The organism is Pseudomonadota bacterium (assembly GCA_026388275.1).
Lineage (GTDB): Bacteria > Desulfobacterota > Syntrophorhabdia > Syntrophorhabdales > Syntrophorhabdaceae > JAPLKB01.
In genome coordinates, this window is sequence record JAPLKB010000056.1 from 1 (window position 1) to 23,232 (window position 23,232).

At 37.7% G+C, this 23,232-nt stretch carries 23 protein-coding genes and 3 tRNA genes; 15 read left to right on the top strand and 11 right to left on the bottom strand.

Going from position 1 to position 23,232, the window contains the following annotated elements; translation table 11 throughout:
• Positions 1-200: 200 nt before the first annotated feature.
• The 4 genes from NT010_12700 to NT010_12715 form a co-directional block, all read right to left on the bottom strand.
• A complete protein-coding gene (locus tag NT010_12700) occupies positions 201-2,138 on the bottom strand; it encodes a tetratricopeptide repeat protein (GenBank protein ID MCX5806900.1) in 1,938 nt (645 codons plus the stop codon).
• Positions 2,139-2,374: 236 nt separating this feature from the next.
• Positions 2,375-3,127: a hypothetical protein gene (locus tag NT010_12705; protein MCX5806901.1), complete on the bottom strand. Its 753-nt coding sequence runs from the start codon at positions 3,125-3,127 to the stop codon at positions 2,375-2,377.
• Between the two features lie 309 nt (positions 3,128-3,436).
• Positions 3,437-4,183, bottom strand: a complete 747-nt coding sequence (locus NT010_12710) for a MinD/ParA family protein (protein ID MCX5806902.1) — start codon at positions 4,181-4,183, stop codon at positions 3,437-3,439.
• 23 nt (positions 4,184-4,206) lie between these two features.
• Positions 4,207-5,043 (bottom strand): GGDEF domain-containing protein, encoded by an 837-nt coding sequence (locus tag NT010_12715; GenBank protein MCX5806903.1) that lies wholly within the window; start codon positions 5,041-5,043, stop codon positions 4,207-4,209.
• 335 nt (positions 5,044-5,378) lie between these two features.
• On the opposite strand from NT010_12715, the gene NT010_12720 reads away from it, so the two are divergent.
• Positions 5,379-5,454: transfer RNA gene (locus tag NT010_12720), tRNA-Glu, on the top strand.
• A gap of 11 nt (positions 5,455-5,465) precedes the next feature.
• On the opposite strand, the gene rdgB is transcribed toward NT010_12720, so the two are convergent.
• From rdgB to trxB, 4 genes are all read right to left on the bottom strand, one after another.
• Positions 5,466-6,077: an RdgB/HAM1 family non-canonical purine NTP pyrophosphatase gene (gene rdgB, locus NT010_12725; protein ID MCX5806904.1), complete on the bottom strand. Its 612-nt coding sequence runs from the start codon at positions 6,075-6,077 to the stop codon at positions 5,466-5,468.
• 100 nt (positions 6,078-6,177) lie between these two features.
• Positions 6,178-6,909 carry a ribonuclease PH gene (gene rph, locus NT010_12730; GenBank protein ID MCX5806905.1) on the bottom strand — a complete coding sequence of 244 codons (732 nt, stop codon included), beginning with the start codon at positions 6,907-6,909 and terminating at the stop codon, positions 6,178-6,180.
• Positions 6,899-7,561, bottom strand: a complete 663-nt coding sequence (locus NT010_12735) for a hypothetical protein (protein MCX5806906.1) — start codon at positions 7,559-7,561, stop codon at positions 6,899-6,901. Before NT010_12735 ends, rph begins: the two co-directional genes overlap by 11 nt.
• Positions 7,548-8,477 carry a thioredoxin-disulfide reductase gene (trxB, locus tag NT010_12740; protein ID MCX5806907.1) on the bottom strand — a complete coding sequence of 310 codons (930 nt, stop codon included), beginning with the start codon at positions 8,475-8,477 and terminating at the stop codon, positions 7,548-7,550. Before trxB ends, NT010_12735 begins: the two co-directional genes overlap by 14 nt.
• 194 nt (positions 8,478-8,671) lie before the next feature.
• Here trxB and NT010_12745 point away from each other — a divergent pair.
• From NT010_12745 to NT010_12755, 3 genes are all read left to right on the top strand, one after another.
• A tRNA-Met gene (locus tag NT010_12745) sits at positions 8,672-8,745 on the top strand.
• A 228-nt stretch (positions 8,746-8,973) separates the two neighbouring features.
• Positions 8,974-9,639: a tetratricopeptide repeat protein gene (locus NT010_12750; GenBank protein ID MCX5806908.1), complete on the top strand. Its 666-nt coding sequence runs from the start codon at positions 8,974-8,976 to the stop codon at positions 9,637-9,639.
• Positions 9,640-10,527, top strand: coding sequence for a hypothetical protein (locus NT010_12755; GenBank protein ID MCX5806909.1), 888 nt, complete (start codon positions 9,640-9,642; stop codon positions 10,525-10,527).
• A gap of 8 nt (positions 10,528-10,535) precedes the next feature.
• Here the strand turns inward: NT010_12755 and NT010_12760 are convergent, their stop codons facing one another.
• The gene (locus NT010_12760) at positions 10,536-11,237 is read right to left on the bottom strand and encodes a thymidylate synthase (protein MCX5806910.1); all 702 of its coding nucleotides are present in this window, start codon (positions 11,235-11,237) and stop codon (positions 10,536-10,538) included.
• A gap of 129 nt (positions 11,238-11,366) precedes the next feature.
• On the opposite strand from NT010_12760, the gene NT010_12765 reads away from it, so the two are divergent.
• From NT010_12765 to NT010_12775, 3 genes are all read left to right on the top strand, one after another.
• On the top strand, positions 11,367-12,011 hold the full coding sequence (locus tag NT010_12765) for an MBL fold metallo-hydrolase (protein ID MCX5806911.1): 645 nt from the start codon (positions 11,367-11,369) through the stop codon (positions 12,009-12,011).
• Positions 11,986-12,882, top strand: coding sequence for a patatin-like phospholipase family protein (locus NT010_12770; GenBank protein MCX5806912.1), 897 nt, complete (start codon positions 11,986-11,988; stop codon positions 12,880-12,882). The genes NT010_12765 and NT010_12770 overlap by 26 nt, the downstream gene beginning before the upstream one ends.
• Positions 12,883-13,000: 118 nt before the next feature.
• The gene (locus NT010_12775; protein ID MCX5806913.1) at positions 13,001-13,663 is read left to right on the top strand and encodes a YdcF family protein; all 663 of its coding nucleotides are present in this window, start codon (positions 13,001-13,003) and stop codon (positions 13,661-13,663) included.
• Here NT010_12775 and epmA read toward each other — a convergent pair.
• Entirely contained in the window at positions 13,653-14,615 is a 963-nt protein-coding gene (gene epmA, locus NT010_12780; GenBank protein MCX5806914.1) for an EF-P lysine aminoacylase EpmA, read from the bottom strand. The two genes, NT010_12775 and epmA, sit on opposite strands and share 11 nt — an antisense overlap.
• Positions 14,616-14,658: 43 nt before the next feature.
• Between epmA and NT010_12785 the strand changes: the two genes are divergently transcribed.
• From NT010_12785 to NT010_12810, 6 genes are all read left to right on the top strand, one after another.
• A tRNA-Ser gene (locus tag NT010_12785) sits at positions 14,659-14,751 on the top strand.
• Positions 14,752-14,868: 117 nt separating this feature from the next.
• The gene (gene rnr, locus NT010_12790; protein ID MCX5806915.1) at positions 14,869-16,995 is read left to right on the top strand and encodes a ribonuclease R; all 2,127 of its coding nucleotides are present in this window, start codon (positions 14,869-14,871) and stop codon (positions 16,993-16,995) included.
• 257 nt (positions 16,996-17,252) lie between these two features.
• Positions 17,253-18,431 (top strand): LptF/LptG family permease, encoded by a 1,179-nt coding sequence (locus NT010_12795; protein MCX5806916.1) that lies wholly within the window; start codon positions 17,253-17,255, stop codon positions 18,429-18,431.
• Positions 18,415-19,491: an LptF/LptG family permease gene (locus NT010_12800; GenBank protein ID MCX5806917.1), complete on the top strand. Its 1,077-nt coding sequence runs from the start codon at positions 18,415-18,417 to the stop codon at positions 19,489-19,491. Before NT010_12795 ends, NT010_12800 begins: the two co-directional genes overlap by 17 nt.
• 6 nt (positions 19,492-19,497) lie before the next feature.
• Positions 19,498-19,962: a ribonuclease H-like domain-containing protein gene (locus NT010_12805; protein ID MCX5806918.1), complete on the top strand. Its 465-nt coding sequence runs from the start codon at positions 19,498-19,500 to the stop codon at positions 19,960-19,962.
• A gap of 10 nt (positions 19,963-19,972) precedes the next feature.
• Positions 19,973-20,686, top strand: coding sequence for an alpha/beta fold hydrolase (locus NT010_12810; GenBank protein MCX5806919.1), 714 nt, complete (start codon positions 19,973-19,975; stop codon positions 20,684-20,686).
• A 1-nt stretch (position 20,687) separates the two neighbouring features.
• Here the strand turns inward: NT010_12810 and NT010_12815 are convergent, their stop codons facing one another.
• A complete protein-coding gene (locus NT010_12815) occupies positions 20,688-21,365 on the bottom strand; it encodes a hypothetical protein (protein ID MCX5806920.1) in 678 nt (225 codons plus the stop codon).
• A 36-nt stretch (positions 21,366-21,401) separates the two neighbouring features.
• Here NT010_12815 and NT010_12820 point away from each other — a divergent pair, with 36 nt between their 5' ends.
• Positions 21,402-22,400, top strand: coding sequence for a hypothetical protein (locus NT010_12820; GenBank protein MCX5806921.1), 999 nt, complete (start codon positions 21,402-21,404; stop codon positions 22,398-22,400).
• A gap of 120 nt (positions 22,401-22,520) precedes the next feature.
• On the top strand, positions 22,521-23,204 hold the full coding sequence (locus NT010_12825) for a site-2 protease family protein (protein MCX5806922.1): 684 nt from the start codon (positions 22,521-22,523) through the stop codon (positions 23,202-23,204).
• Positions 23,205-23,232 lie beyond the last annotated feature (28 nt).

Genomic DNA, 23,232 nt, shown 5'->3' on the forward strand with positions numbered 1-23,232 from the left:
ATGAAGTCTTCAGAATTGGAACCGTTAATTGATGAAATTATTGTTGACACGAAAGCATGGATTAGGGATAATGTGAAATGATGTGTAACTAACCAAAATAATAAGGCAAAGCAGACTTTGTTACGTATAGCACCTACAATTCAAGTTGATTTATGAAATCTGTACAAGTGTGCCACTCCCCCAGAAACATACGTTTTTGCTTACCAATTAATCCCCCCTTTTCCGAGAAAGTCCTGCATTTCTTCATCGCCTAATCGTGCTGCAATCTTATAATTTTCAATCGCGAGCTGGTAGTTGCCAAGTTCATGATAAGCAAGCCCACGACTGTGATAAGAATATGCATCTTTAGGGTTTAGTTCTATTGCCCTATCGTAATCCCTGATTGCCTGCTGGTGTTTGCCAAGATTACCATAAGCAATCCCTCTAAAGTTGTATGCCATTGCATATTTAGGGTCGATTTCTATTGCCTTGCTGTAATCACTAATTGCCTGCTGGTAGTTGCCAAGCTCATAGTAGGCAATCCCACGACTGTAATAATACAATTCATCTTTAGGGTTTAGTTCTATTGCCCTATTGTAATCCCTGATTGCCTGCTGGTGTTTGCCAAGTTTATTATAAGCAATCCCACGATTGTAATAATAAAATCCATCTTTAGGGTCTATTTCCACTGCTTTGTCATAATCTTTGATTGCCTGCTGGTAGTTGCCAAGGTCATAATAAGCAATCCCACGACTGTAATAAGCAGATACATCTTTAGGGTTTATTTCTATTGCCTTGTCGTAATCCTTTAGCGCCTGCTGGTGGTTGCGAAGTTTATCATAAGCATTCCCACGACTGTAATAAGCAGATGCATCTTTAGGGTCTATTTCTATTGCCTTATCGTAATCTTTGATTGCCTGCTGGTAGTTGCCAAGTTTATCATAAGCACGCCCACGACCATGATAATAAAATCCATCTTTAGGGTTTATTTCCACTGCTTTGTCATAATTTTTGATTGCCTGCTGGTAGTTGCCAAGTTTATCATAAGCATGCCCACGCTTGGAATAAGCCCTTGCATATTCAGGGTTTATTTCTATTGCCTTGTCGCAATCCCTGATTGCCTGCTGGTAGTTGCCAAGGTCATAATAAGCAGTCCCTCTGAGGAAGTACACCGCTTCTTTCTGAGGATTCAGTTCTATGGCTTTATCATAATCCCTGATTGCCTGCTGGTAGTTGCCAAGGCTCCAATAAGTAATCCCACGTTCGTAATAAGCAATTACAATTAAATCTTTAGGGCCTATTTCGATTACCTTGCTGTAATCCCTGATTGCCTGCTGGTAATTGCCAAGGCTCCAATAAGTAATCCCACGAACGGTATAGGCTGCTGCATACTTGGGATTCAGTTTTATTGCCTTGCTGTAATCCGTAATTGCCTGTTGGTAGTTGCGAAGTTCATCATAAACAAACCCGCGATTGATATAAGCCTCTGCATATTTAGGATTTAGTTCTATTGCTCTACCATAAGCGTTTATTGCCTCATTGTAATTCCCGGATTGTTCAAATGCTTTTCCCTTTTCTAACCATTCTATTGCTGATAGCTCCTTTATTCCCTTGGCATATTCTTTCTGCTTCCTTTTTTTTACTGCACCTTGTGCTGTTTTAAGCTCTACTTTCAACCGCTCGTTTTCTCTAAGTAGTGCATCTGCTCTTTTCCGTGTATCTTCTAATTCTTTTGTCTTTTCTCTGTCTTGACGGAGTTTGTCAATTGACTGAATGACTGATGCAGGGTCTGCTGATATCTTTGCCTTAAGCCAGTAAACTTTGCCGTCCCATTTTTCATCAACTATTTCAGTCCTCACGATACCTGCTGTCAGTGTCGTAATTTGGTCTTTGGTAAGATGGAAGTTCTGTACTTCTGTTATGCTTTCAAGGTATGTTCCCAGTTCTTCGAGGAGAAGTCTTTTAACCTCTCTGAGGGCGATGGTTCTGCTTGAGTTTTTGCTGTCTTCATCACCTGCCTGATAGACATAGTCTTTTACAAAGGTCTTTATTTCAGCAAGGGCATAACTTGTAACCATCAGCAGTAAAAATATAATTATTAAGCTTGCGCGCCAAAGGAAGCCAGTTCCTGCAATATAATATTTATTTTTGATCTCCATGATCCTCTTCTTAATTCTCCTGTAATCTTAAATTATTTGCAAGGGAAAATAAATTACTTAATACCACTTGTAACATTCTAGATTAAAAGAATATAACAAAAACAACATTTCAGGAAGCAAGGTTATACTTCAACAAAAACGACAAAGTATCAAATTTAGGAAGAAACTTAGTTCACAAGAAGTAAACATTCATTGGTGTGCGGTCAGATATAAATAATATGGGGGGTATAGTGATTTTAAACAACTCTGTTGCCCACAGAAAGGAACGCTGCTCGGCATTCTCTCAACATATTAATTCTCTGCTGTGCATTCAAGAAAGCCGCTGGTTGTGGAATTGTTGAGTATCTATCCCCGACTAACTGGTGTACTTTTGAGAGGAGTACATCCTTTACCATACTGCCAATAATCACAATATGGGCAGGGTGAGACTGGGCAATTACCTCACCTATATAATAGTTCCAGCAGCACTCTATAATCTTCGTATAAATATCTTGTATAGGTTTATATTTATCATCTATTCCAATAATACTTGCGTCTACAAGCCATATTCCTTCTTGTTGCATCTTCTTCAGGAGGCCAATCTTGTTGTTCATCCGTTGTAAGAAATTTCTTGTCTTGGTTTTTTGAACTGGGAAAAAATCTCCGTGGGAAGTTATATCATTAAGACAGGAATAAAATATCTTCCAATAATCTTTGGTGCCGGGGTTTAACGTAGGAGTATTGACAAGGAGCTCCTTTTCTCCGTATCCAAGGCAATATACGAATTGGACAAAGTTGTTAGGGTATGAAGAGAGGTCAAACCTTGACAGATCAAGCCTACATTGAAAATCAATATCAGTAGTATATCTGTGAGATTCTGCAAGAAGAATAAGCTTGACTTGTTTCGGGGGACGCCAGTATCGTCGATATTCTTCCACCATCTGAACGACTGCGAAAGACTCAATCTCTTTTCCTACTATGTTTTTCAGCCGCCCATAGCAATCCTTCACAAATATTTAACCCCTATGCCTCACTCTTTTCCCATATTTTCCTGCAATTTTAAATATTTTACAAGGGAAACTATTGATTGCAAGCTGCTATGCATACCAAAATATATTGATCCCTTGAAAATGGAAATAAAATTATCTTTGAAGTTGAGGATTCCCATTTGAAAGTTGCCATCAAACCTAAAAGGCTGTCTGTGTTGATTTCAGGAAGAAGCTTTGCATCTCAGGAAAAAGCCACGCAGTGTGCATTTCGTGAAGAAGTGGTATATTTAAGGCAGAAACCGCGCAGCGCGCATTTCAGGGGGTAATCGATTATTGGGACATGTTTTCGACAATCTGGTTTATTTTGATGGCAGCCAATGATTTAGGGAAAAGTTGAACGAGTGCTGTTTGTTTCATAATTGACCGGGAGACAACCTCATCATAGGGTATACTGCCAAGGTGATACAAAGAAAGGTTAAGAAATTTCCGACATATGGAATCGATATGATTAAAGACCTTAAGTCCCTCAGCATCATCACGGACGGAATTTACAATAATTTCGAAAGTCTCTTTCCCGAACATCTGATGAATTATTTTCATCATGGCATATGCATCGGTAATGCTTGTAAGATCCCTGCTCACAACAACAAAGTTACGGGATGCAATAAGATTGAAGTGGAGCACCGTGTCGGAAACGCCGGCGCCGATATCAAGAAAAACATAATCGTATCCCTGGGAAATACGCGCTATTAGATTCTTCAGTTTTTCAATATCTTCATGGAGCAGATTGACCATTTCCCTTGCGCCGGAACTTGCCGGGATAAAATCAAACCCTGCTTTTGTCCGTATTAATACATCCTGAGCATCGGCATCTTTAAAAATGATGTCCTTTAGATTACTTTTCGGATTTATCCCGAGCATAATATCGATATTTGCCAGACCCAGATCACAGTCTATAACCAGAACCTTTTTGCCCTTTTCTACTAATGATGCAGCAAGGTTTATGGTAATGCATGTCTTTCCCACCCCGCCTTTTCCGCTCGATATGGATATGATTACAGGACTTTTATCGGACACTGATTTCCCTCCGGGGAGTTACTTTATTCATCATAGCGTATTAACAGGGCTTCTTTCTCATCGAGACTTAATTCATTATCCTGAGAAATGGATTTTTCTATTTTTTCATCAACACAGATCCGGTTCTTCCCCTCTTTTTTTGCCTTATACATTGCAAGGTCTGCGGCATGAATAAAATCATTTATGTCATAGGAAGAGAAGGTATTATACTCTGAGATGCCGATGCTCAAAGAGATCGCAGGGTCAGTCTTCTGCAGCATCTTTGATAATGCATTGTTAAACCGTTGGCCTATTACAACGGCAGCGGAAGCCGCTGTAGCCGGCATGATAACGGCAAACTCATCCCCTCCGTAACGGTATATCAAATCTGTTGTCCTGGCGCTTGCATGCATGATTTTACCGAATTCCGTGAGGAACCTGTCCCCTTCAAGATGCCCCAGAGTATCGTTGAGAAGTTTAAAATTATCAAGATCGATCATCATAAGGGTACAGGAATGACCTGTACGTTTTGTTCTTGCCATTTCAACTTCCATCTGCATACGGAAAAATCTGCTGTTAAAAAGACCGGTAAGATCATCCAACAGTGCGAGGGAACGCAGTTTAATATTCTCTTCATGGAGTTCACTGATCTTCCTGAGGAGATCGTCTTCCATGGGGAGAACAATGTGGGGAGTTTCTTTGAGTATATTTTCATCGACAGGTGTTAAGCTGTCGCATAAAACAATAACCGTAACAGGTTTTTTATTGTCGCCTTCCGTAAAAAGATTCGAAGTCTTTTCGTTTTCCTTAAGAAATCCCTGTAAGGTTTTCTTTTCATCTCCGGACGGCAGGTTATGGTTATTTTTATGAGATACATTCATAGTATTTTACCCTTGCTGTTCTAATTGTCCGGACAAACTGCTCTATCCTGACAAACTGCTTATACAATAATCTTGCCAATAATCTTACACTATATATCGTCAGGTTGCCCATAAAAATAAAATGCTTTATGCTTTCAAAGCGGGGCGGGTATGATCAAATAATGTTCCCCGAACGCGTGCATGAACCAGCCCGCATCGCAGGAGGGGGACGACCGGGAGGCTTAAGCCTTGAAAACAGAAGTAAAACTTCCTTCGTCCAAAGATTGAGAGATTATTTGACAGCCACTTTTTATATGGAAAATGTATATTTTTTCTGATATGATTCATCACTTAACGGTCCCATCGTCTAGTGGCCTAGGACGCTGGCCTCTCACGCCGGAAACCGGAGTTCGAAACTCCGTGGGACCACCAAATTTTTATTATTACGTAACAGCCGTTGGGTTTCTGAAAAAATCCGAATTCAAAAATTCTTTCAGCGCACAGAGGGCTTTACCCCGGTGACTTAACCTGTTTTTTTCTTCCATGGTCAATTCTGCCGCATATTTATCAGCCTCGGGCACATAGAAAACAGGATCATAACCAAATCCGCCTTTTCCTCTCCTTGTCAGCCCGATGTATCCTCTCAAGGAACCATAAAATACATAGCTCCATTGCTTTTCAGGCATATACAGGGCTATGTATGCCTTAAAAACAGCGCCCCTTTTTTCCCAGGGAACTCCTTCGAGTTCAATAAGCATTTTATTGATCCTGTCTTCATCATCCTTACCGTACCGTGAAGAAAATACACCCGGTCTTCCATTGAGGGCAAACACCTCTATACCGGAATCATCGGCAATTGTATTCATATTAAACCTGTCACCGATCTTCCGGGCTTTTTTCAAAACATTCTCAAGATATAAAGGACTGTCTTCCTTTACCTCAATAGGATCTTTAAAATCCTTTAAAGAGTAAAAATTACCAAATTCACCAATCAGGATAGCCCTTATCTCTTCAAACTTACCAGGGTTTGCCGTTGCAATGACAACATTTTTCATATTAACTTTAACAGGCAATTTCCAGCCATGTTTGAAATATGATTTATTGCCTGTTGCCGACTGGAAACTGTCTCCCCTTTTATTTCTAATAATTTAAGGTTTATATCAACGGGAAAAGAGGTCCAAGAGCTATTTTCTGCTGCCTCGTAATTTCGTTAATTCCTCTTAATGCATGCTGGTACATCATATCAAATTGTTCTTTTGTAAAAGGTGTCTTCTCTGCTGTGCCCTGCACTTCTATGATCATCCCCTTTCCTGTCATTACAAAATTCATATCCACTTCAGCTCTGGAATCCTCCTCATATGACATATCAAGGGCGATTTCGCCATTTACCAGTCCTACACTGATTGCTGCAACAGAATCTTTAAGCGGTATCTTTTCAATCAAGCCTCTCTTCTTCATAGCCCATAAGGCCTCGACCAGGGCCACGTAGCTTCCTGTGATGCTTGCCGTTCTTGTCCCACCGTCAGCCTGTATGACATCACAGTCTATCCAAAGCGTTCTCTCGCCCATTATATCAAGATTTAATACTGCACGGAGAGATCTTCCGATAAGCCTCTGTATCTCATGGGTACGCCCTCCGACCTTACCAGAAACTGCTTCTCTCATCGATCTGGATTTAGTTGCTCTCGGCAGCATAGAATATTCAGCGGTCAGCCATCCTTTACCTGAATTTTTTAAAAAAGGAGGTACCTTCTCTTCAACACTCACACCGCATATTACCTTTGTCTCGCCCATCTCTACAAGGACAGAACCTTCGGGAAATTTCAGAAAGTTCTTTGTTATCTTCAATTCCCTTATTTTGTCATTTACCCTTCCATTACTTCTCATTTTTTATACCTCTCGTAAAATATTTCTGAAAACAGTCGTTTAACTTATTCAGCGTTTCACCCATCTTGCCCTTTGTACACTCCATTCTCAAAAAAACACCGGGCATATCAACGCCAAGAAGTGGAAACAATGGAAGTTCCTTAACTGTTTTGCCAAAAGAAGATGTGACACATTTTGCAAATTCCGTAGAACGAACAACATGTTGTGCGGGTATTTCCTCAATTGTAAGAAATTTGCCGTTTCCCTTTTTTGAGTCCGTTACAGCAACAAAGACATCGTCCTTATCTCCAATTCGGAAATCCATCGCCAATAGCAGCGAACTTTTTGTTCTGTTGATATTGTTTGCATTCTCCAGATGTTTTTCAAGTGTTTCTGCTTTGTCATAGATACTCACATTATAGCCTTTACTGTCAAAGTATTTCTTCAACTGACTCCATGCTTCCTGGTCTTTCACCCCGGTGTTATAGAATATTATATGCTCGCCTGCAAAGGAATAGAATAAGGGGAAAAATATACATATAAGAACAATAAATATCTTACATTTGAGACTTATTGCTGTTCGTTCCTGATTTTCTTCCTGATACTTTTGTCCATAATTCCATTGAAAATCACGTAATATTTTATGAATTATGGACTGTTTACCGTTTTTCAAGAATATACCTTTCAAGGTTAACTGCAGCCAGGGCTCCATCTCCTACAGCAGTAGAAATTTGCCGTAAGGTTTTCTTTCTCACATCACCGGCGATATATAAGCCCTCCGTCTTAGCAGAAAGGCTTTCGTCAGTCAGTATAAACCCTGCATCATCCCTTTCAACAAGGTCTTTAAGGAAGGAAGTATTGGGTATTGAACCTACATAAACAAATACCCCGTCAACTTTAAATTCTGAGTGTTCTCCTGTCTTTACATCCTCAACAACAATATGCTCGACCTGATTGTCTCCCTTTATCTCTAAAGGCCTTTTGTTCCACAAAAATTCTATTTTGCTATTTCTGAATGCCCTGTCCTGGAGAATCTTCTGCGCTCTTAATGTATCTCTTCTGTGGATCACATAGACTTTTTGTGCAATATTTGCCAGTGATAATCCCTCTTCTATGGCTGCATCTCCGCCGCCGATAACTGCTACATCAAGATTCTTGAAGAAGGCGCCATCACAGGTGGCACAATACGAGATACCCCTGCCAAGCAACTCTTTTTCACCGGGTATATCCATCTTTGCCGGTTCCGTTCCTGTTGCCAGGACTATCCCTGCAGAAGTGTATATTTCTTCGGATGTTCTGGCTACAAACCTCCCCTTTTCTACGGAAACATCTTCCACTTCATAAAATTCCTTAATCAAAAGCCCGCACTGTCTGGCGTGCTCCGTAAATCTGTTCATCAGATCCCTGCCGGATATGCCATCGGGGAAACCCGGGTAATTTTCGACACGTTCTGTATTCACTGGGGTTCCACCCGGCACCATTTTTTCAAGAAGGACTGTGTCAATCCCTGCCCGCATAAGATATATGCCTGCCGTAAGTCCGGCCGGGCCGCCGCCGATAATAATCGCTTCATGGAATTCAGACAATATTAACCTCCATTTTGGTTTATTGCTGTTATGCTATCAGATAGGTTTTTGTTGTGTCAATGACAAAAGGTGTTATCCAGCCCGTGCACTGCATTATGCTGGCAGAAAATACACTTTCTTTAATTTGATACAGGTTAGTATTGTTTTATAATTTATTATTGACAACATCGGTATTATTATCATATAGAAAAGCACAAGGCGGTGTAGCTCAGATGGTTAGAGCATGCGGCTCATATCCGCAGTGTCCGGGGTTCAATTCCCTGCACCGCCATTTTATTAGCTTTTTTAATCATTTTTCATGGTTCGGTCAAAATGAGATGCATGAGGCCAAACTTAAAAACAATACAGCAAGCAATTATAGTTATAAAATAAATCCATAACAGAAAAAAATGAATGCTTTTTCAGATAAGATAGTATTGTAAAAGCGGTTAAAACCAGTGTCAGAATAAAGCGGATAGTATTAAGTATATTTTATAACTTCAAAAAGCCCGGCAGGAAAATGAAGAAACCGGAAAATCGGAAAGGAGATAATAATTCCATCATGAAAAACCCCAAAATTCAAATCCGTGAACAAACTGAAATATACAGTAAGGTAAAAATCATGAAAAAAGAAAAATTTGTAATGGCTTTTTTTCTTATATTGTTCTTTGCTCTCACAATAATTTTTCCAAATCTATCATATGGAGCTGAAAAGAAAATTAAAAAACAGCCTGTTCAAAAAGAAGCTGCGGTAATTACAGGGTCAACTGTTCAGGCATCTTTTGCAAAAGCAGAAGAACTGCTTAAAAAGGGCGACAGCGAAAACTCTTTCAGAATATTTATCAAGGTATATGATTACACAAAAGAAGCACTTGAAACTATGAACTTTGTTCAAAAACAGTATGAGGCAATAATCAAAGACCCTGCAATAGATCAGAATGAAAAAGAAGATATCTTTATAAAATTAAACAGGATGAAACAGCTTACACCTAAATATTCCAGTATAAAAACCGCAACTGCATATAATATGGGATATATATATACAAAAAAGGGTGATTTGGATAAAGCAAGAAAATATTTATCCGAAGTACTTGAAACAACACCTTTTTCAACAAAACAAAGCTCGTTGTGGATGAAATCAAAAACATTACTTCTTGAGGTTTACGGTTTAGAAGGCGAATTTTAATTGGACAGTGCAGATAAAATTGCAGGCTATATTACAAATTCCTTAGAAATAGCACATTTCATCAGAAACATATATATAGAAAACACAAATTCTCCCTGGGATGAAAAAGCCTTAATCAAAAGAAAGAAGGATTATCTCGACGTTAAAATAACGGTATGGGAAGACGACCGGTTTCTATACGGAAGGATATACAGGCTATTTCTTTATGTATATGACGTACTAAATCCGAATTTTCAATACAAACCCCTTATTGCACCCGACGAAAATGAAGAACCGAAGATGAAGGATAGACATAATCAGATTTGGAGTATTTATGTTGACAGCCGTGTAGAAAGAAGGGGCATTGAAACGTTTTATGATAAATTTTTACGAAGAAATGTCTTCATTGATACTGAAAGAGAGCTTACATGGAAAGAAGCTGCTGAGGTTTTTCAGAAACTGTGGGAAAAAGATGTATATACCTACCCCCAAATAACCGATTATACGTACAATTTTGATAAATTAATGGATATAAGCATTTCAGAGACGTCGGATTTGCTTGAAAATGAAATAAACAAGTCTTTACTTGAACCAAATGTACAAAAACATATAGACAAACTCCCTTCAGCAACATTCAGGAATTTAACTAAGGAACTTTTGAACTTTACTGCTTATAATTGCAAAGACATATTCATAGAATCATCATATTTTGGAATATCAATTTCTTATCAGAAAAAGGTTGTTATTGAGATAATACCTACAACGGAAAATATCCTGTTTCTAACACTCTTCAATACCGCATCAAATGCCTACGAAACCAACACAGTTACCGAAGGTTCAAACATAACAGAACTCCAGGAACATATTAAAGAAATGTACAACAAGATATCCATGCATTCGCACTTTTGAACATTGATTCACCTTCTCAGTCTCTTCAATGCAAGCTCAAAGGTATATTCATACAAGTGCAAGCCCTTGCTGATCGCTGTGATTGTGCCGTCTTCAACACCGATCTCCTGGCACATATACTCTTTTAAAAGTTGAATAGCAGCAAGGTTTGACGGAAAACCAGCCCATAGATCCCAGCTGCGGAAATACAGAACAAAATGCAACTTGCCTTCCATCAGGCGTGTATCGATCAGGCGTAGACAAGGCGGATCTTCAAGCATAATATCCTGCGGCATACCGACTTCCATAATAGCCTGATTTGTACCATACTTTCCCTTTTTGTATATATCAATGACTTCCATAACAGGGTTTACTCCAAGAGAATATTCTTTCCCTTCAACATACACTTTCGGGTTCGTAAGTCTTTCTCCATATGTGTATAATTCGTTATCTGCTTTTTTGTCAGTCATAAGATATTGGAGGTATTCTTCAACATATTCCATGCTTGAAGGTGCCGGTATTCCAAGCTCCGATGGTATATCAGGGATTAAAGGTCTTGTCCCCGGATACTTTATATGAACCATAACAATATCAAACTCCCTTCTTTTTTGTCCCTCAAAGGAGCCTCTGTCTATTTTATATTCATGTATGCCATCTGTTTCAAAAATTTTGTAGACACATTGAAACCATGCATCCGGCAGATCTCTTGCCTCAATATAAACAGGCCTCATCTTTCCTCCATTGTATAAATTAGAATTCAATATTCAAAATAAAATTAAATGCATATGATTTGATTCTATCAAATAAATTGAAAAACAGCACTAAAAAGTATTATTATAAACCACATTAAGGAGGACTTTATGTTTGTAAAACAGATTCAGGTCGGCCAGATGGCTGTTTTTGCATATATTGTAGGATGTAAAATCACGAAAGAGGCGCTTATCATTGACCCTGCTGCCGAAGAAGACAGACTTTTTGAAGAAGCAGTGAATAAGGGTTACCAGATAAAATACATTGTAAACACACATTCCCATATTGACCATATTATGGGGAACAAACGCATGAAAGATCTGACAAATTCAAAAATCATCATCCATGAAAAAGAATCGCACAGCCTGACAAACCAGTCGCCCCAAATGATGAGCATGTTCAATGCGGAACCATCACCGCCGGCAGATATCACTGTCAAGGATGGCGACTACATAACAATCGGCGAGACTTCCCTCCAGGTTATTCATACACCTGGACATTCTCCCGGCAGCATATCTCTATACCATAAAGGCATCGTGTTCACCGGAGACACTCTCTTTGTCGAAGGCGTCGGCAGGACAGACCTTGGGGGCAGCTCATGGCAGGACCTCGTTTCATCGGTTCATAACAAGCTTTTTACTCTTCCTGATGAGACAGTAGTTGCACCAGGCCATAATTACGGTGATTCGCCAAAGAGTACAATAGGCAGAGAAAAGCTGCATAATCCCTATGTCGGGCAGAGGTCCGGATATTAACAAATCCTTAATAACTCAATCAATTATTTTAATAATTGCAGTAATTTTATGTTCATGCGCAACTACGCCCCCTGCGTTTAAAAGCACCGAACCAAAAATAGCTCTCGTACTCGGAGGGGGTTCAGCAAAAGGATTTGCCCATGTTGGCGTAATAAGGATCCTTGAACAGGAAAAAATACCTATCCATATGATAATAGGAACAAGTGCCGGGAGTTTGATAGGCGGTATGTATGCCGCAAACCCGGACAGTTTCCAGCTTGAATGGACAGCTTTTAAAATTGATAAGAACGACATCCTCGATTTTTCAATAATATATTCGAAGCTTGGCCCGGTCCAGGGAGTAAAACTCGAATCCTTCATAGAACAAACAGTAAAAGTTAAAAAAGTTGAGGATACAAAAATACCCTTTTACCCGATTGCGACAGACCTTAATACAGGAGAAACCATAATTCTCGAAAAAGGCTCTCTTGCAAAAGCAATCAGGGCTTCGTCATCCATACCCGGAATTTTTGCTCCTGTAACATTCGGGAACAGAATGCTTGTGGACGGAGGAGTATCAAATAACCTTGCATGCGACATTGCAAAGAGAGATAAGGGAGCGGATATCGTAATTGCAGTAAACCTGCTAAAAGATATCAAAGACTATGATATCGGCTCGGTAGTTGATATTATTGCTCAATCCATAAACATCATGATGCATGAGAACAACAAAACAAAGTTGAACTACGCAGACATTCTAATAGAACCTGAAACTAAAGGAGTTTCAATATTTGATTTCACGCAAAAAAAGAGGCTTATGGAGGAAGGGATGAGGGCAACCAAAGCAGCTGTACCAAAGATCAGAGAGATGATCTTAAAATATCAGCGATAGGTTGCAGCATACTCATCACATTATCTTAACTATGACATTTATCCTGAAAAAGATCATAACATATGCCATTGTTCCGCCCGGTTGCTTCATCGTTTTATTGCTTATATTCGCAGTTTTTTTGAAAAAGCGATCACGAATATGTTCAATATTGCTTGCTGCCTTACTTTATTTCGGCAGCACAGAACCTGCTAAAGACCTGCTTATGATACCGTTAGAGGATGCATACAAACCTCCTGCATTAACCGAAGTTAAAGAAGGCAATGCATACGTAGTGCTCGGAGGCGGGGTAATTGATTTTGCACCGGACATAGACGGAAAAGGAACTCCAAGTAGCAGTGCACTCCAAAGATTAATCTGCGCTTACAGACTTTACAGAATTGACAGAAAACCGATAATTATTTCAGGCGGCAAGGTCTTTGAAAGGCGTCCGGAAGCGGAGATAGCAAAAAGGTTGCTCTTATCTCTTGGGGTCAACGAAAAGGATATCTTCATGGAAGAAAAGAGCAAGGATACTTTTGAGAATGCAAAGTATGTAAAAGCATTATCGGAAAAACATGGCATCAAAAGAATAGTTCTTATTACAAATGCTTTTCACATGAAGAGGTCAATGCTGCTTTTTGATAAATTTTTTAAGGAGACCATACCTTGTCCTACAGGATACATCGTATCAAAGACTAAATACGATATGCTTAGCTACCTGCCGAATGCAAGTAATTTAGACTCTATTGCCGTTGCACTTAAAGAATATATGGGAATAATTTTCTACAAGACTACGCTTTAAATCTTTGGATCATAACATCGTCTATTTTCTCTTTATCAAGAAGCACCATCAAAAGTCTGTCTACACCTATAGAAACACCGGTACAAGGTCCTTCAACCCTTGACAATGCTTTTAAAAATTCTTCATCCGATTCAAATGTTTTTTTACCAAGTCTTTCTCGTTCTTTGTTATCGATAATAAATCTGTCCCGCTGTTCTCCAGGATTAAGGAGTTCCGTATAACCGTTTGCTATTTCAACTCCATTTATATACAGTTCAAACCTCTCAACTTTGCTGGTATCTTTCTTTTTTGCCATAGTAGAAATAGACAAAGGCCAATTCTTAATAAAATAAGGAAATTTCTTAATGATTTTTGGTTCAACTTCCTGAATAAAAAGTTTGAAAAATAGTCCATTCCAATCATCTTTTTCATCAATACCCGTAAAGCCTTTTGATTTCATTGCTTGAAAAAACTGATCCCTGTTTAATTTAAAAGGATTTATGCCTGATACTTCAAGGAAAAGCTCTTCAAGTTCATAAACTTTAAAGCGTATTCTAAAACTATCTTTCCCGCCTTTATACAATCTTTCGGCAACAAACCGGATAAGCTCCTCTACTTCTTCCATTGCCTGAATATATGTTCCTTCTCTGTACCATTCAAGCATTGTAAATTCGACGCTATGGATTTCTTCAAATTCTTCAGCTCTAAATACTTTACACATCTGAAAAATCCGTTCGTGTCTGAATTGCAGAAGTTTCTTCATATGCATTTCGGGAGATGTATGGAGATAACCGAGGGCCTTTCCGTCAATATGTACTTTTAACGGGTCAATATACGGATCTGGTGGCACAGTCTTCATAAGGTTTGGGGTCTCAACTTCAATATATTTATTTTTATAAAAATAAGTCCTTATTGTTTTTAACAAATTGTGTCTGGTTTTTAAAAGGTTGTATTGCTTCCTGTCAATCTTCATAATGATTGATTTTTATAAGACAAACAAGTATACTTTGTCAAATGGAGAGGTGACCGAGTTGGCCGAAGGTGCTCGCCTGCTAAGCGAGTGTACGCGTTAAACCGTACCCAGGGTTCAAATCCCTGCCTCTCCGCCACTTTAATGCTATGATTTTCAACAGCGAATGGTTTTCATCGAGAAAATTCGGAAAGGTATGATAATTCACAAAACATAGAGTTATTGTAAATATCGATATTGTATTACCTTGGAATATATGAAAAATAAACTCTCCAATCTTCCAATAACAAAAGATGTTCTGCTGAAGGTTTTTAAGCTGAAAAGAAAACCAATGGGATTCGGCGAACTCGAAAAAAGCCTTAATTCCGACAGGAAGGATAGAAAAATATTAAAAGCCACCTTGAACAGCATGCTCAAAGAGGGCTCCATAATTAAGCTTAAAAATAAAAGATACGGTATACCGTATGAAATGAACCTCCAGACAGGGACTCTTTTTTGTACAAGAAGCGGAAACGGGTTCCTGATGCCCGATAAGAAAAATGAAAAAGGCATGGATGACATATTCATACCCTCAAAATTTATGGAAAATGCCTTCCATGGAGACAGGGTTATTGCAAGGATTGAACACACAACAAATGGTAAAAAAGAAGGGAAAGTCATTAAAATTACAGAAAGGCGCATCAAAAACATAACAGGGTTTATCAGAATAGACAAAAATATTCAAAGCATTATCCCTGATGACGAAAGGATACGGCATAATTTTATTATTTCGAAGAAACCGGCCAAAGCAACTATCTGTAATAATGACCTTGCAGCTGCCAGAATTACAAGGTTTCCGGAGGAGGGCAAAAGCCCGGAATGCAGCATAATAAAGGTTTTTAAAGGACTTAACAACATAAGTGCAATAACTCAGTTTATCAGGTATAAACACAACCTTCCGTTAAAATTTAGAAAAAATACAGATGCAGAGGCAAAACAACTTATAGGATCTAAGCAAGACCCAAAAAGGGTTGACCTCAGAAGCCTGAAACATTTCACCATAGACGGAGAATTTGCAAAAGATTTTGACGACGCCGTATGTGTGGAGAAATCAAAAAAAGGATACACTTTATACGTATCGATAGCAGATGTTTCCTACTATGTTCTGCCGGGTACAAACCTTGATAATGAGGCCTTCGAAAGAGGAACCAGCATATACTTTCCCAGAACTGTTATACCCATGCTGCCAAAAACTTTGTCCAATATTATATGCAGCCTGAATCCTCAGGAGGACAGGCTTGCTTTTACTGTCAGGCTTAATTATAACAACCACGGTGATTTACTTCAGAGTTCTTTTCATCAATCAATCATTAAAAGTATGATGAGGCTTACATATAATAAAGTGGAAGCCGCTTTGGTAAGCAAAGATCCAAGGGCAAGGAAAGAGGTAAAAGATGTACTGTCCGAACTGGAATGTATGAAAGAACTTGCAAAGTTATTGGCCGAAAAAAGGGAGAGAAGAGGCAGCCTCGATTTCGATTTGCCTGAATCAGAGGTTACTCTGGATATAGAAGGAGGAATTAAAAGCATTTTAAGAAGCGAAAGGCTCTTTTCTCAAAGAATTATTGAAGAATTCATGATTGCAGCAAACGAGGCTGTTGCACAATTTCTATCAGAAAACAATATTCCTGCCATCTACAGAATACACGAGCCACCTGAGCATGAGAAACTGTACGAGGTTGAAAGGCTTTTACATACACTATCAGGCAATTACAACATAAACCAGAAAAGCAGACTGAGTTTGCAGTCCATTCTTAATCAGGTTAAAGGTTCGGATTACGAATATCTTATTAACAGAGTTCTCCTGAAATCAATGAAACAGGCAAGATACGCGTCTTCCAATAAAGGGCACTTCGGCCTTGCATCTGATTGCTACCTCCATTTTACATCGCCGATCAGAAGGTATCCTGATCTTATATGCCACAGATCCCTGAAAAATGCTATAAACGGGGGCCCGGCCATTTATAGCCAACAAGAACTTGACAATATGGCAGGACACTTATCTGAAAGAGAAAGGCTTGCAATGGAATCGGAGCGAGAAGGTACAGACAGGATAAGGATTTTATTCATGAAGGATAAAATAGGCGCAGCATATGACGGCATAATCTCTCATATTACTTCCTTTGGTTTCTTCGTTGAGCTCTTTGATTTATTTGTCGAAGGATTGGTGCTTCTCACTGATCTCTATGATGACTATTATCTGTTTCAAGAAGAAAAGTTTCGGCTCATTGGCAGAAGGACTAAAAAGATTTACCGCATAGGCGATAAAGTACAGGTAAAAGTGATACTTGCCAATGTAGAAAAAAAACAGTTACACTTTAAACTTATACAAAAACGTACTTAATAGAAGGTCTCCAAAGGAAACCATTCAAGGGGTTGGAAGTGTTCAAACCTCTTAAACCTTTTTTAAACTCTTTAAACTATTAGTTTTGGAGGGGGCGACGTGAGCCAGATGTACATAAACGTCAGTGAGATAAATAGCTCACACGGTGAGCGAGAAGGCGCCCCTCCAACGGCTTTGCCGGTGGAGGGGCGACCGGGTACCCGCTTGCGGGTGTCCCAGTAATTGACATGATAAACATGCGGATGTTACTTTATAAAATGAAATTCATCGAAAAATTGCAAAATAAATTCTATATTTACATATTTAAAGAGCTTGCGTATATACTTTTTTTGGCCCTCGGCATACTCACCTTCATACTTATAATGAGTAAAATGGGAAGGATAGCAGATCTTGTCATAAACAAAGGGGTCGATTTAAAGGATATTATCTTATTGATTATATATTCTTCTCCGCCTTTTCTCACTTTCACCCTACCTATGGCTTTTTTGTTGTCAACTATAGTTGTGCTTGGAAGACTTTCAGCAGAGAATGAAATACTGATATTGAAAACAAGTGGTATAGACTTAAAATATCTCTTCTATCCAATTGCAGCCGTGGGCATAATAATTACAATCGTGGGATTTATAAACACTAATCTGCTTCTTCCAAAAAGCGGCGAATTGTTCAGGGATACATTGATAAATGTAGTCAAAAAGGGTGTATCGGTAGACGACAAGGAAGGAGTATTCAATGATTCAATATCCGGCGTAGTTATATATATCGATAAAGTTGACACAAAAAATAAATCACTTTTAGGAATTCTTGTGTCTGATGACAGAGACAAGGATGTCAAGCAAATGATATCAGCTGATAAGGGTTATGTAAATTACGATCCGGCATCTCTTGATCTCTATTTTGTGCTTGAAAAAGGAAGTTTGCACAGGTGGGAAAAAATAAACGATGTTTATAGAAATCTTTCTTTTAAGAATTATTCATTTTCCATAAATCTTACTAATATGTTGCCTGGAAATGTATCTTTAAGAAAAAGACCATATGAAATGGATATAAAAGAGTTAAGACAGTCTCTTGCAAGTGCAAGCGCTTCGGACAGATACGATTTGCTTCTTGAAATCTATAAAAAATTCTCAATCCCTTTCTCATCATTAGCTTTTATATTTCTCACAATACCTCTGGGCGTAAGACGGAGGATAGAAGGAAAGGTTTCAGGCATTATATATAGTCTGGCATTATTCATTTTTTATTATATCCTGATGGCTTTTACCGAAAATGTCGGAAAATCAATACACTTGCCGGCACTACTTACATCCTTCATACCAAATATATTAATAATTTTTATAGGCTTAAATCTTTTAAAACATTTGAATTCTGAAGAAAATGCAGGTATTTCAGAAAAACTAAAATATCTTTGGGGACACTATCTTGAAAAAGTTAAATAAATACTTAATCTCAAATGTTTTAAAAATATTATTGATAACTGAGCTTGCCGGACTTGTAATGTTTATAACTATTGAGTTTTTTGAACATATGGGTGTTTTTACATCATCTTTAAAAAACTTTGTGTTAAGCATTGTTTATATATTTCTTAAAATACCCTATTATTTCAACCTTATTTTACCGTTAACTTTTCTTATCTCGATATTAATAATGCTTATATTAATGATCAGGAACAATGAAATGGTTGTCGTCAGAACGTCTGGCATAAGTACGATTCTGGTTATGAAACCACTTATTTTTCTTTCCATAGTATTCATAATGTTTTCATTTATCCTCTCTGAATGGATTATACCTGCAGCTTTAAATAAATCGGAATATATATATAGAATCAAGATAAAGAAAGAAGAACCATATGTATTTTTCAAAAATGGAAGTATCTGGTTTAAGAGGGGTAATGTTATAAATAACATAGACTCTATTGATGTAAAAAAGGATATTATAAAAGGGCTTACGGTGATTGAGCTATCTGATTCATACACTATCAAAAAAAGGATAGATGCAAAAGAAGGAATATGGAAAAACGATTCCTGGTTTTTTACAGATGTTGCAGAAAGAATATTTGACGATGAAGGAATAAAATCAGTAAAAAAATATACAGTTCTAAAAGATCTTATCAGAGAACCACCTTCGGTATTCAAGGTTATGGAAAAGAATCCTGAAGAAATGGGCTACAGAGAACTTTCAAATTATATAAAAAGGCTCAAAGCAGACGGGCATGATGTTCGGAGATATCTTGTTGATCTTTATGGCAAAGTTGCATTTCCGTTTATTAACCTTATAATGGTGTTTGCTGCATTCTCTGTCGGTTTAAGATACACTAAAACAAAAAATGTATCCATGGGGATATTTATGGGTATATGCATTGGCGTACTATACTTTCTCTTTCATAATATTTCGTTATCATATGGATATTCAACGTTTCCACCTATTTTTGCTGCATGGTTTTCAAATATTATTTTTTTCTCCGCCGGCATAATAGGAATTGTTACTCTAAGGACATAGTTTATTTTGAAAGCTTATCTTGATATAGAAACAGACAGATGGGGAAATATATCCGTAATAGGCATTTATACCAAACAAAAGGGGCTTTTACAGCTTTACGGAGACAACATAACCACAGAAAATGTTGGAATATTAATTTACCAAACAAAAACAATTGTAACATTCAACGGCGATAGTTTTGATCTTCCTTTCATAAAGAAAAAATTACATCTTGATTTAAAAGCAACCCACCACTCGCTCGATCTTTTTAAGGAAAAAAAAAGATTGGGAATCAAAGGCGGACTCAAAGAGCTTGAGAAGAAGTTTGGAATTGTAAGAAAAACTGAGGGGATAAACGGTTATCATGCTATTAAGCTTTGGGAAAGCTACATAAGAGACGGGAACAGTGAGGCACTCGATCTTCTTCTTGAATACAACGGGGAAGATGTGATAAACCTGATAAGCCTTGAATCCTGTTTGGCAAACTTATAGGAAATGGTATATGACAGAAAACTTTGAATTAGATGTTTTTCATAATAAAATATCAGGCATTATGACTGTCCCTGATGGCGACAAAAAAAACCCTTGCGTCATCCTTTCACACGGACTTATCAGCTCAAAGGAAAGCTCGAAATATATTGCAATGTCAAAAAACCTGGATGACGCAGGCATAGCATCCTGCAGATTTGATTATCATGGCTGTGGAGAGAGCGGGGGCAATATAGAAGAAACAACTCTTACCAAAAGGGTTGGAAATCTGGATGCAATTACAGAATATGTTGTCAATCACAATCTTGTTGACGCGGATAAAATTGGTATTCTGGGAAGCAGTTTTGGCGGGTCTGCATGCATTATAAAAGCAGCCAAAGATAAAAGAATAAAATGTGTTGCACTATGGGCAACACCATATAGATTAGAAAAAAAAGAGGATGGCAGAATATCCGAAATTGAATTTAATGAATCTATTTATACTGATTTCCTGACCTATAATCTGCTTTTAGAAGCAGCTAAGGTATCCTGTGCATTAGTAATACATGGAGAGATAGATGAAACCGTTCCTTGCTCTGAAGGAAAATCAATATACAAATGCCTGAAAAAACCAAAAAAAATTGAAATTATTAAAGGTGCTGATCACATATTTTCAAATTTATCACACAGAGAAAAGGCAATCAGTCTGTCTTTGAACTGGTTTAGAAGGTTTTTCCTGGGCAGTTAAACTATTCCTTTTTTTTATCTCCCTTTGATTTTACTCTTTCCCTTATTAAATCCCCTACAACATTGCTTAACCCAATGCCCAGCGCAAGAGAAAGGGCCAGAATAATTCCTCCAAATATTATGAGAAAACTGATTGTTATAATGGTATTCCCTACACCTATGTATTCAAATACAATACCAAATGTAATAATAACCAGGAATATTCTCGTTCCTTTCGCTATCAGGTCACCATATTTTATATCTGCATTCTCACAAGTCATAAATATTACCCTGCTGATAAAATTACTGAAAATAATCCCCATAATAATAATAAAAAGAGACACTACTATATGCGGTAAAGCATTTGAAACCCTTGTAGCATATTCGGTAAATTGTGATATACCTATAAAATTCAAGCCGAAAGAAAAAAAAGCAATTATAAATATCCAAAATACAATCTTACTCAGTATTAATGAGGGGAGTGTTTTAACTCCTCCTTTTTTCAAAAAATTAACTATTCCAACATCATTTGCCCATTTATCAAATCGAAACAGGATCAGGAGTTTGCAAAGAAGCTTTTTTATGACCCAACTTATAAAAAATCCTACTACCATAATAAAAAGCATAACAAGTATGTTAAGGAAGATTTCCGTAAAATTTTCATACAAATCAAGAAACATGTCTTTGAAGAAATCTTTCATACTGAGCATCTTATTAGATGTGGCTATTTATGTCAATTGAAAAATGCCACACATTATAGTATCCTAAGCCACATGAATAACATCACAACAATTATTGGGACAAAGGAAAATATATATGAAGATATACGCGGTTTTTCAGAAAAACTTGTAGATAACCCTGAAATTGTTGTTGTTACAAAAAAAGATATAAAGGATAAAGTGATAGAACAATCTTCTGCACTTTTTTTTGATAAAAATATAGTTCTGACACTTTTGGACCCTGAAAGAGAAGTTCTGGAAGAGATAAAAGGACATCTGGTATTGCTAAAAGAAAAAATACACATCATCATATATTTAACAACTCCTGTGTCTAACACTCAAAACCAGATTGAATCTACAACAATTATTATTAAAAAAGATAAGGAAAAGCGGATTAAGGACAGAGTCCTCGCTTTACTTAAAAAACATAACAAAGTAATGACGGATAAAGGGTTCAAACTTTTCAGAGAGAGAGTTGCAGATGAATCAGTGCTTGAACCAGAGTTGATGAAGCTCGTAAATTATGTTGGCGTCAATAAAGAGATAAAATCCGCAGATGTTAAATCTATTGTCACCGAAACACACGAAGAAAATTTGTTAAATTTGTTTGATTTTATAGCGCAGACCGATAAAAAAGAAATGTTGAACGCATTAGAAACACTTCTATCTGGCGGGATGAATATACTTGCGGTTCAAGGTTTTTTAGTAAAGCAGACAAGATTAATGCTTCAGGTAAAGGATATGGAAGAAATCCTAAAAACAAATCAAGAATACCCTGCTTTTTCAAAAATATTTAATAAATGGAAAGAAGACATTGAAATAACACCACTTGAAAAGAAACTTTACCTCTCTTATCAGAAACCTTTTTATGCATATAAACTATCAAAAACAAGTCAACGTTTTAAAAGAAAAGACCTGTTATCTTTCTTTAACATGCTGATGTATTTCGATACAAAAGTAAAAAGCGGCACCAAACAAGACCGCATACGTTTGGAACATGCTTTATTAGGTGCATAAGTGATCCTCCAAGCAATGCTTTTTTTGCTCACTATCGCATCTACATACATTGTTGGAGGACCGTTATATAGTTTGTCAATCATATCTATACTGCTTGCGCATGAAATGGGGCATTATTTTATGAGCAGGAAATATGGCATACCGGCAACCCTACCTTATTTTTTACCTTTTCCCCTCTCACCCTTTGGTACATTTGGCGCAATAATAAAGATAAAAGGTGTTTTTATCAATAAAAAGGCTCTTTTTGACATCGGGGTAGCAGGGCCACTGTCAGGCTTTGTCGTGTCAGTACCATTAATAATCTTAGGTATTAAACTATCCACAATCCAATCAGTGACCGGCAACGCATCATACCTTAAACTTGGTGACCCCTTAATCTTCAAGATTGTTCAACAATTGTTAATAGGCAACATACCTGAAGGCTCTGACCTTGTCCTGCATCCATTTGGTTATGCCGGGTGGGTAGGTTTGTTTGTTACGGCACTGAACCTTTTGCCTGTTGGACAGCTCGATGGTGGTCATATTGTCTATGCGGTATTCGGTGAAAAGAGCAAATGGGTCTTTGGCGCAACTCTAATTGCACTCGGGGTATTCTCAATCTTTTATAACCCAGGATGGTTAGCACTTGTTATTATTCTTCTTATTTTCGGTATGCGTCACCCGCAACCTTTTGACACTGAAACAGAACTTGACGATAAAAGGAAATTTATAGCATTCGTTATACTTATAATATTTATACTTTCATTCACCCCTATTCCATTCCCATCGTTAAACATAAGCAAGAGTTCGGGGATCCTTATATAATATCGTTTAAATAAAATCCTCCGTCGCA

Bases quoted from the DNA above. Each gene is read 5' to 3' on its own strand.
- NT010_12700 (MCX5806900.1), bottom strand. From the start codon at position 2,138: ATGGAGATCAAAAATAAATATTATATTGCAGGAACTGGCTTCCTTTGG.
- NT010_12715 (MCX5806903.1), bottom strand. From the start codon at position 5,043: ATGAATGTATCTCATAAAAATAACCATAACCTGCCGTCCGGAGATGAA.
- rdgB (MCX5806904.1), bottom strand. From the start codon at position 6,077: ATGAAAAATGTTGTCATTGCAACGGCAAACCCTGGTAAGTTTGAAGAG.
- rph (MCX5806905.1), bottom strand. From the start codon at position 6,909: ATGAGAAGTAATGGAAGGGTAAATGACAAAATAAGGGAATTGAAGATA.
- NT010_12750 (MCX5806908.1), top strand. From the start codon at position 8,974: ATGAAGAAACCGGAAAATCGGAAAGGAGATAATAATTCCATCATGAAA.
- NT010_12760 (MCX5806910.1), bottom strand. From the start codon at position 11,237: ATGAGGCCTGTTTATATTGAGGCAAGAGATCTGCCGGATGCATGGTTT.
- NT010_12765 (MCX5806911.1), top strand. From the start codon at position 11,367: ATGTTTGTAAAACAGATTCAGGTCGGCCAGATGGCTGTTTTTGCATAT.
- NT010_12770 (MCX5806912.1), top strand. From the start codon at position 11,986: ATGTCGGGCAGAGGTCCGGATATTAACAAATCCTTAATAACTCAATCA.
- epmA (MCX5806914.1), bottom strand. From the start codon at position 14,615: ATGAAGATTGACAGGAAGCAATACAACCTTTTAAAAACCAGACACAAT.
- rnr (MCX5806915.1), top strand. From the start codon at position 14,869: ATGAAAAATAAACTCTCCAATCTTCCAATAACAAAAGATGTTCTGCTG.
- NT010_12795 (MCX5806916.1), top strand. From the start codon at position 17,253: ATGAAATTCATCGAAAAATTGCAAAATAAATTCTATATTTACATATTT.
- NT010_12810 (MCX5806919.1), top strand. From the start codon at position 19,973: ATGACAGAAAACTTTGAATTAGATGTTTTTCATAATAAAATATCAGGC.
- NT010_12815 (MCX5806920.1), bottom strand. From the start codon at position 21,365: ATGAAAGATTTCTTCAAAGACATGTTTCTTGATTTGTATGAAAATTTT.
- NT010_12825 (MCX5806922.1), top strand. From the start codon at position 22,521: ATGAGCAGGAAATATGGCATACCGGCAACCCTACCTTATTTTTTACCT.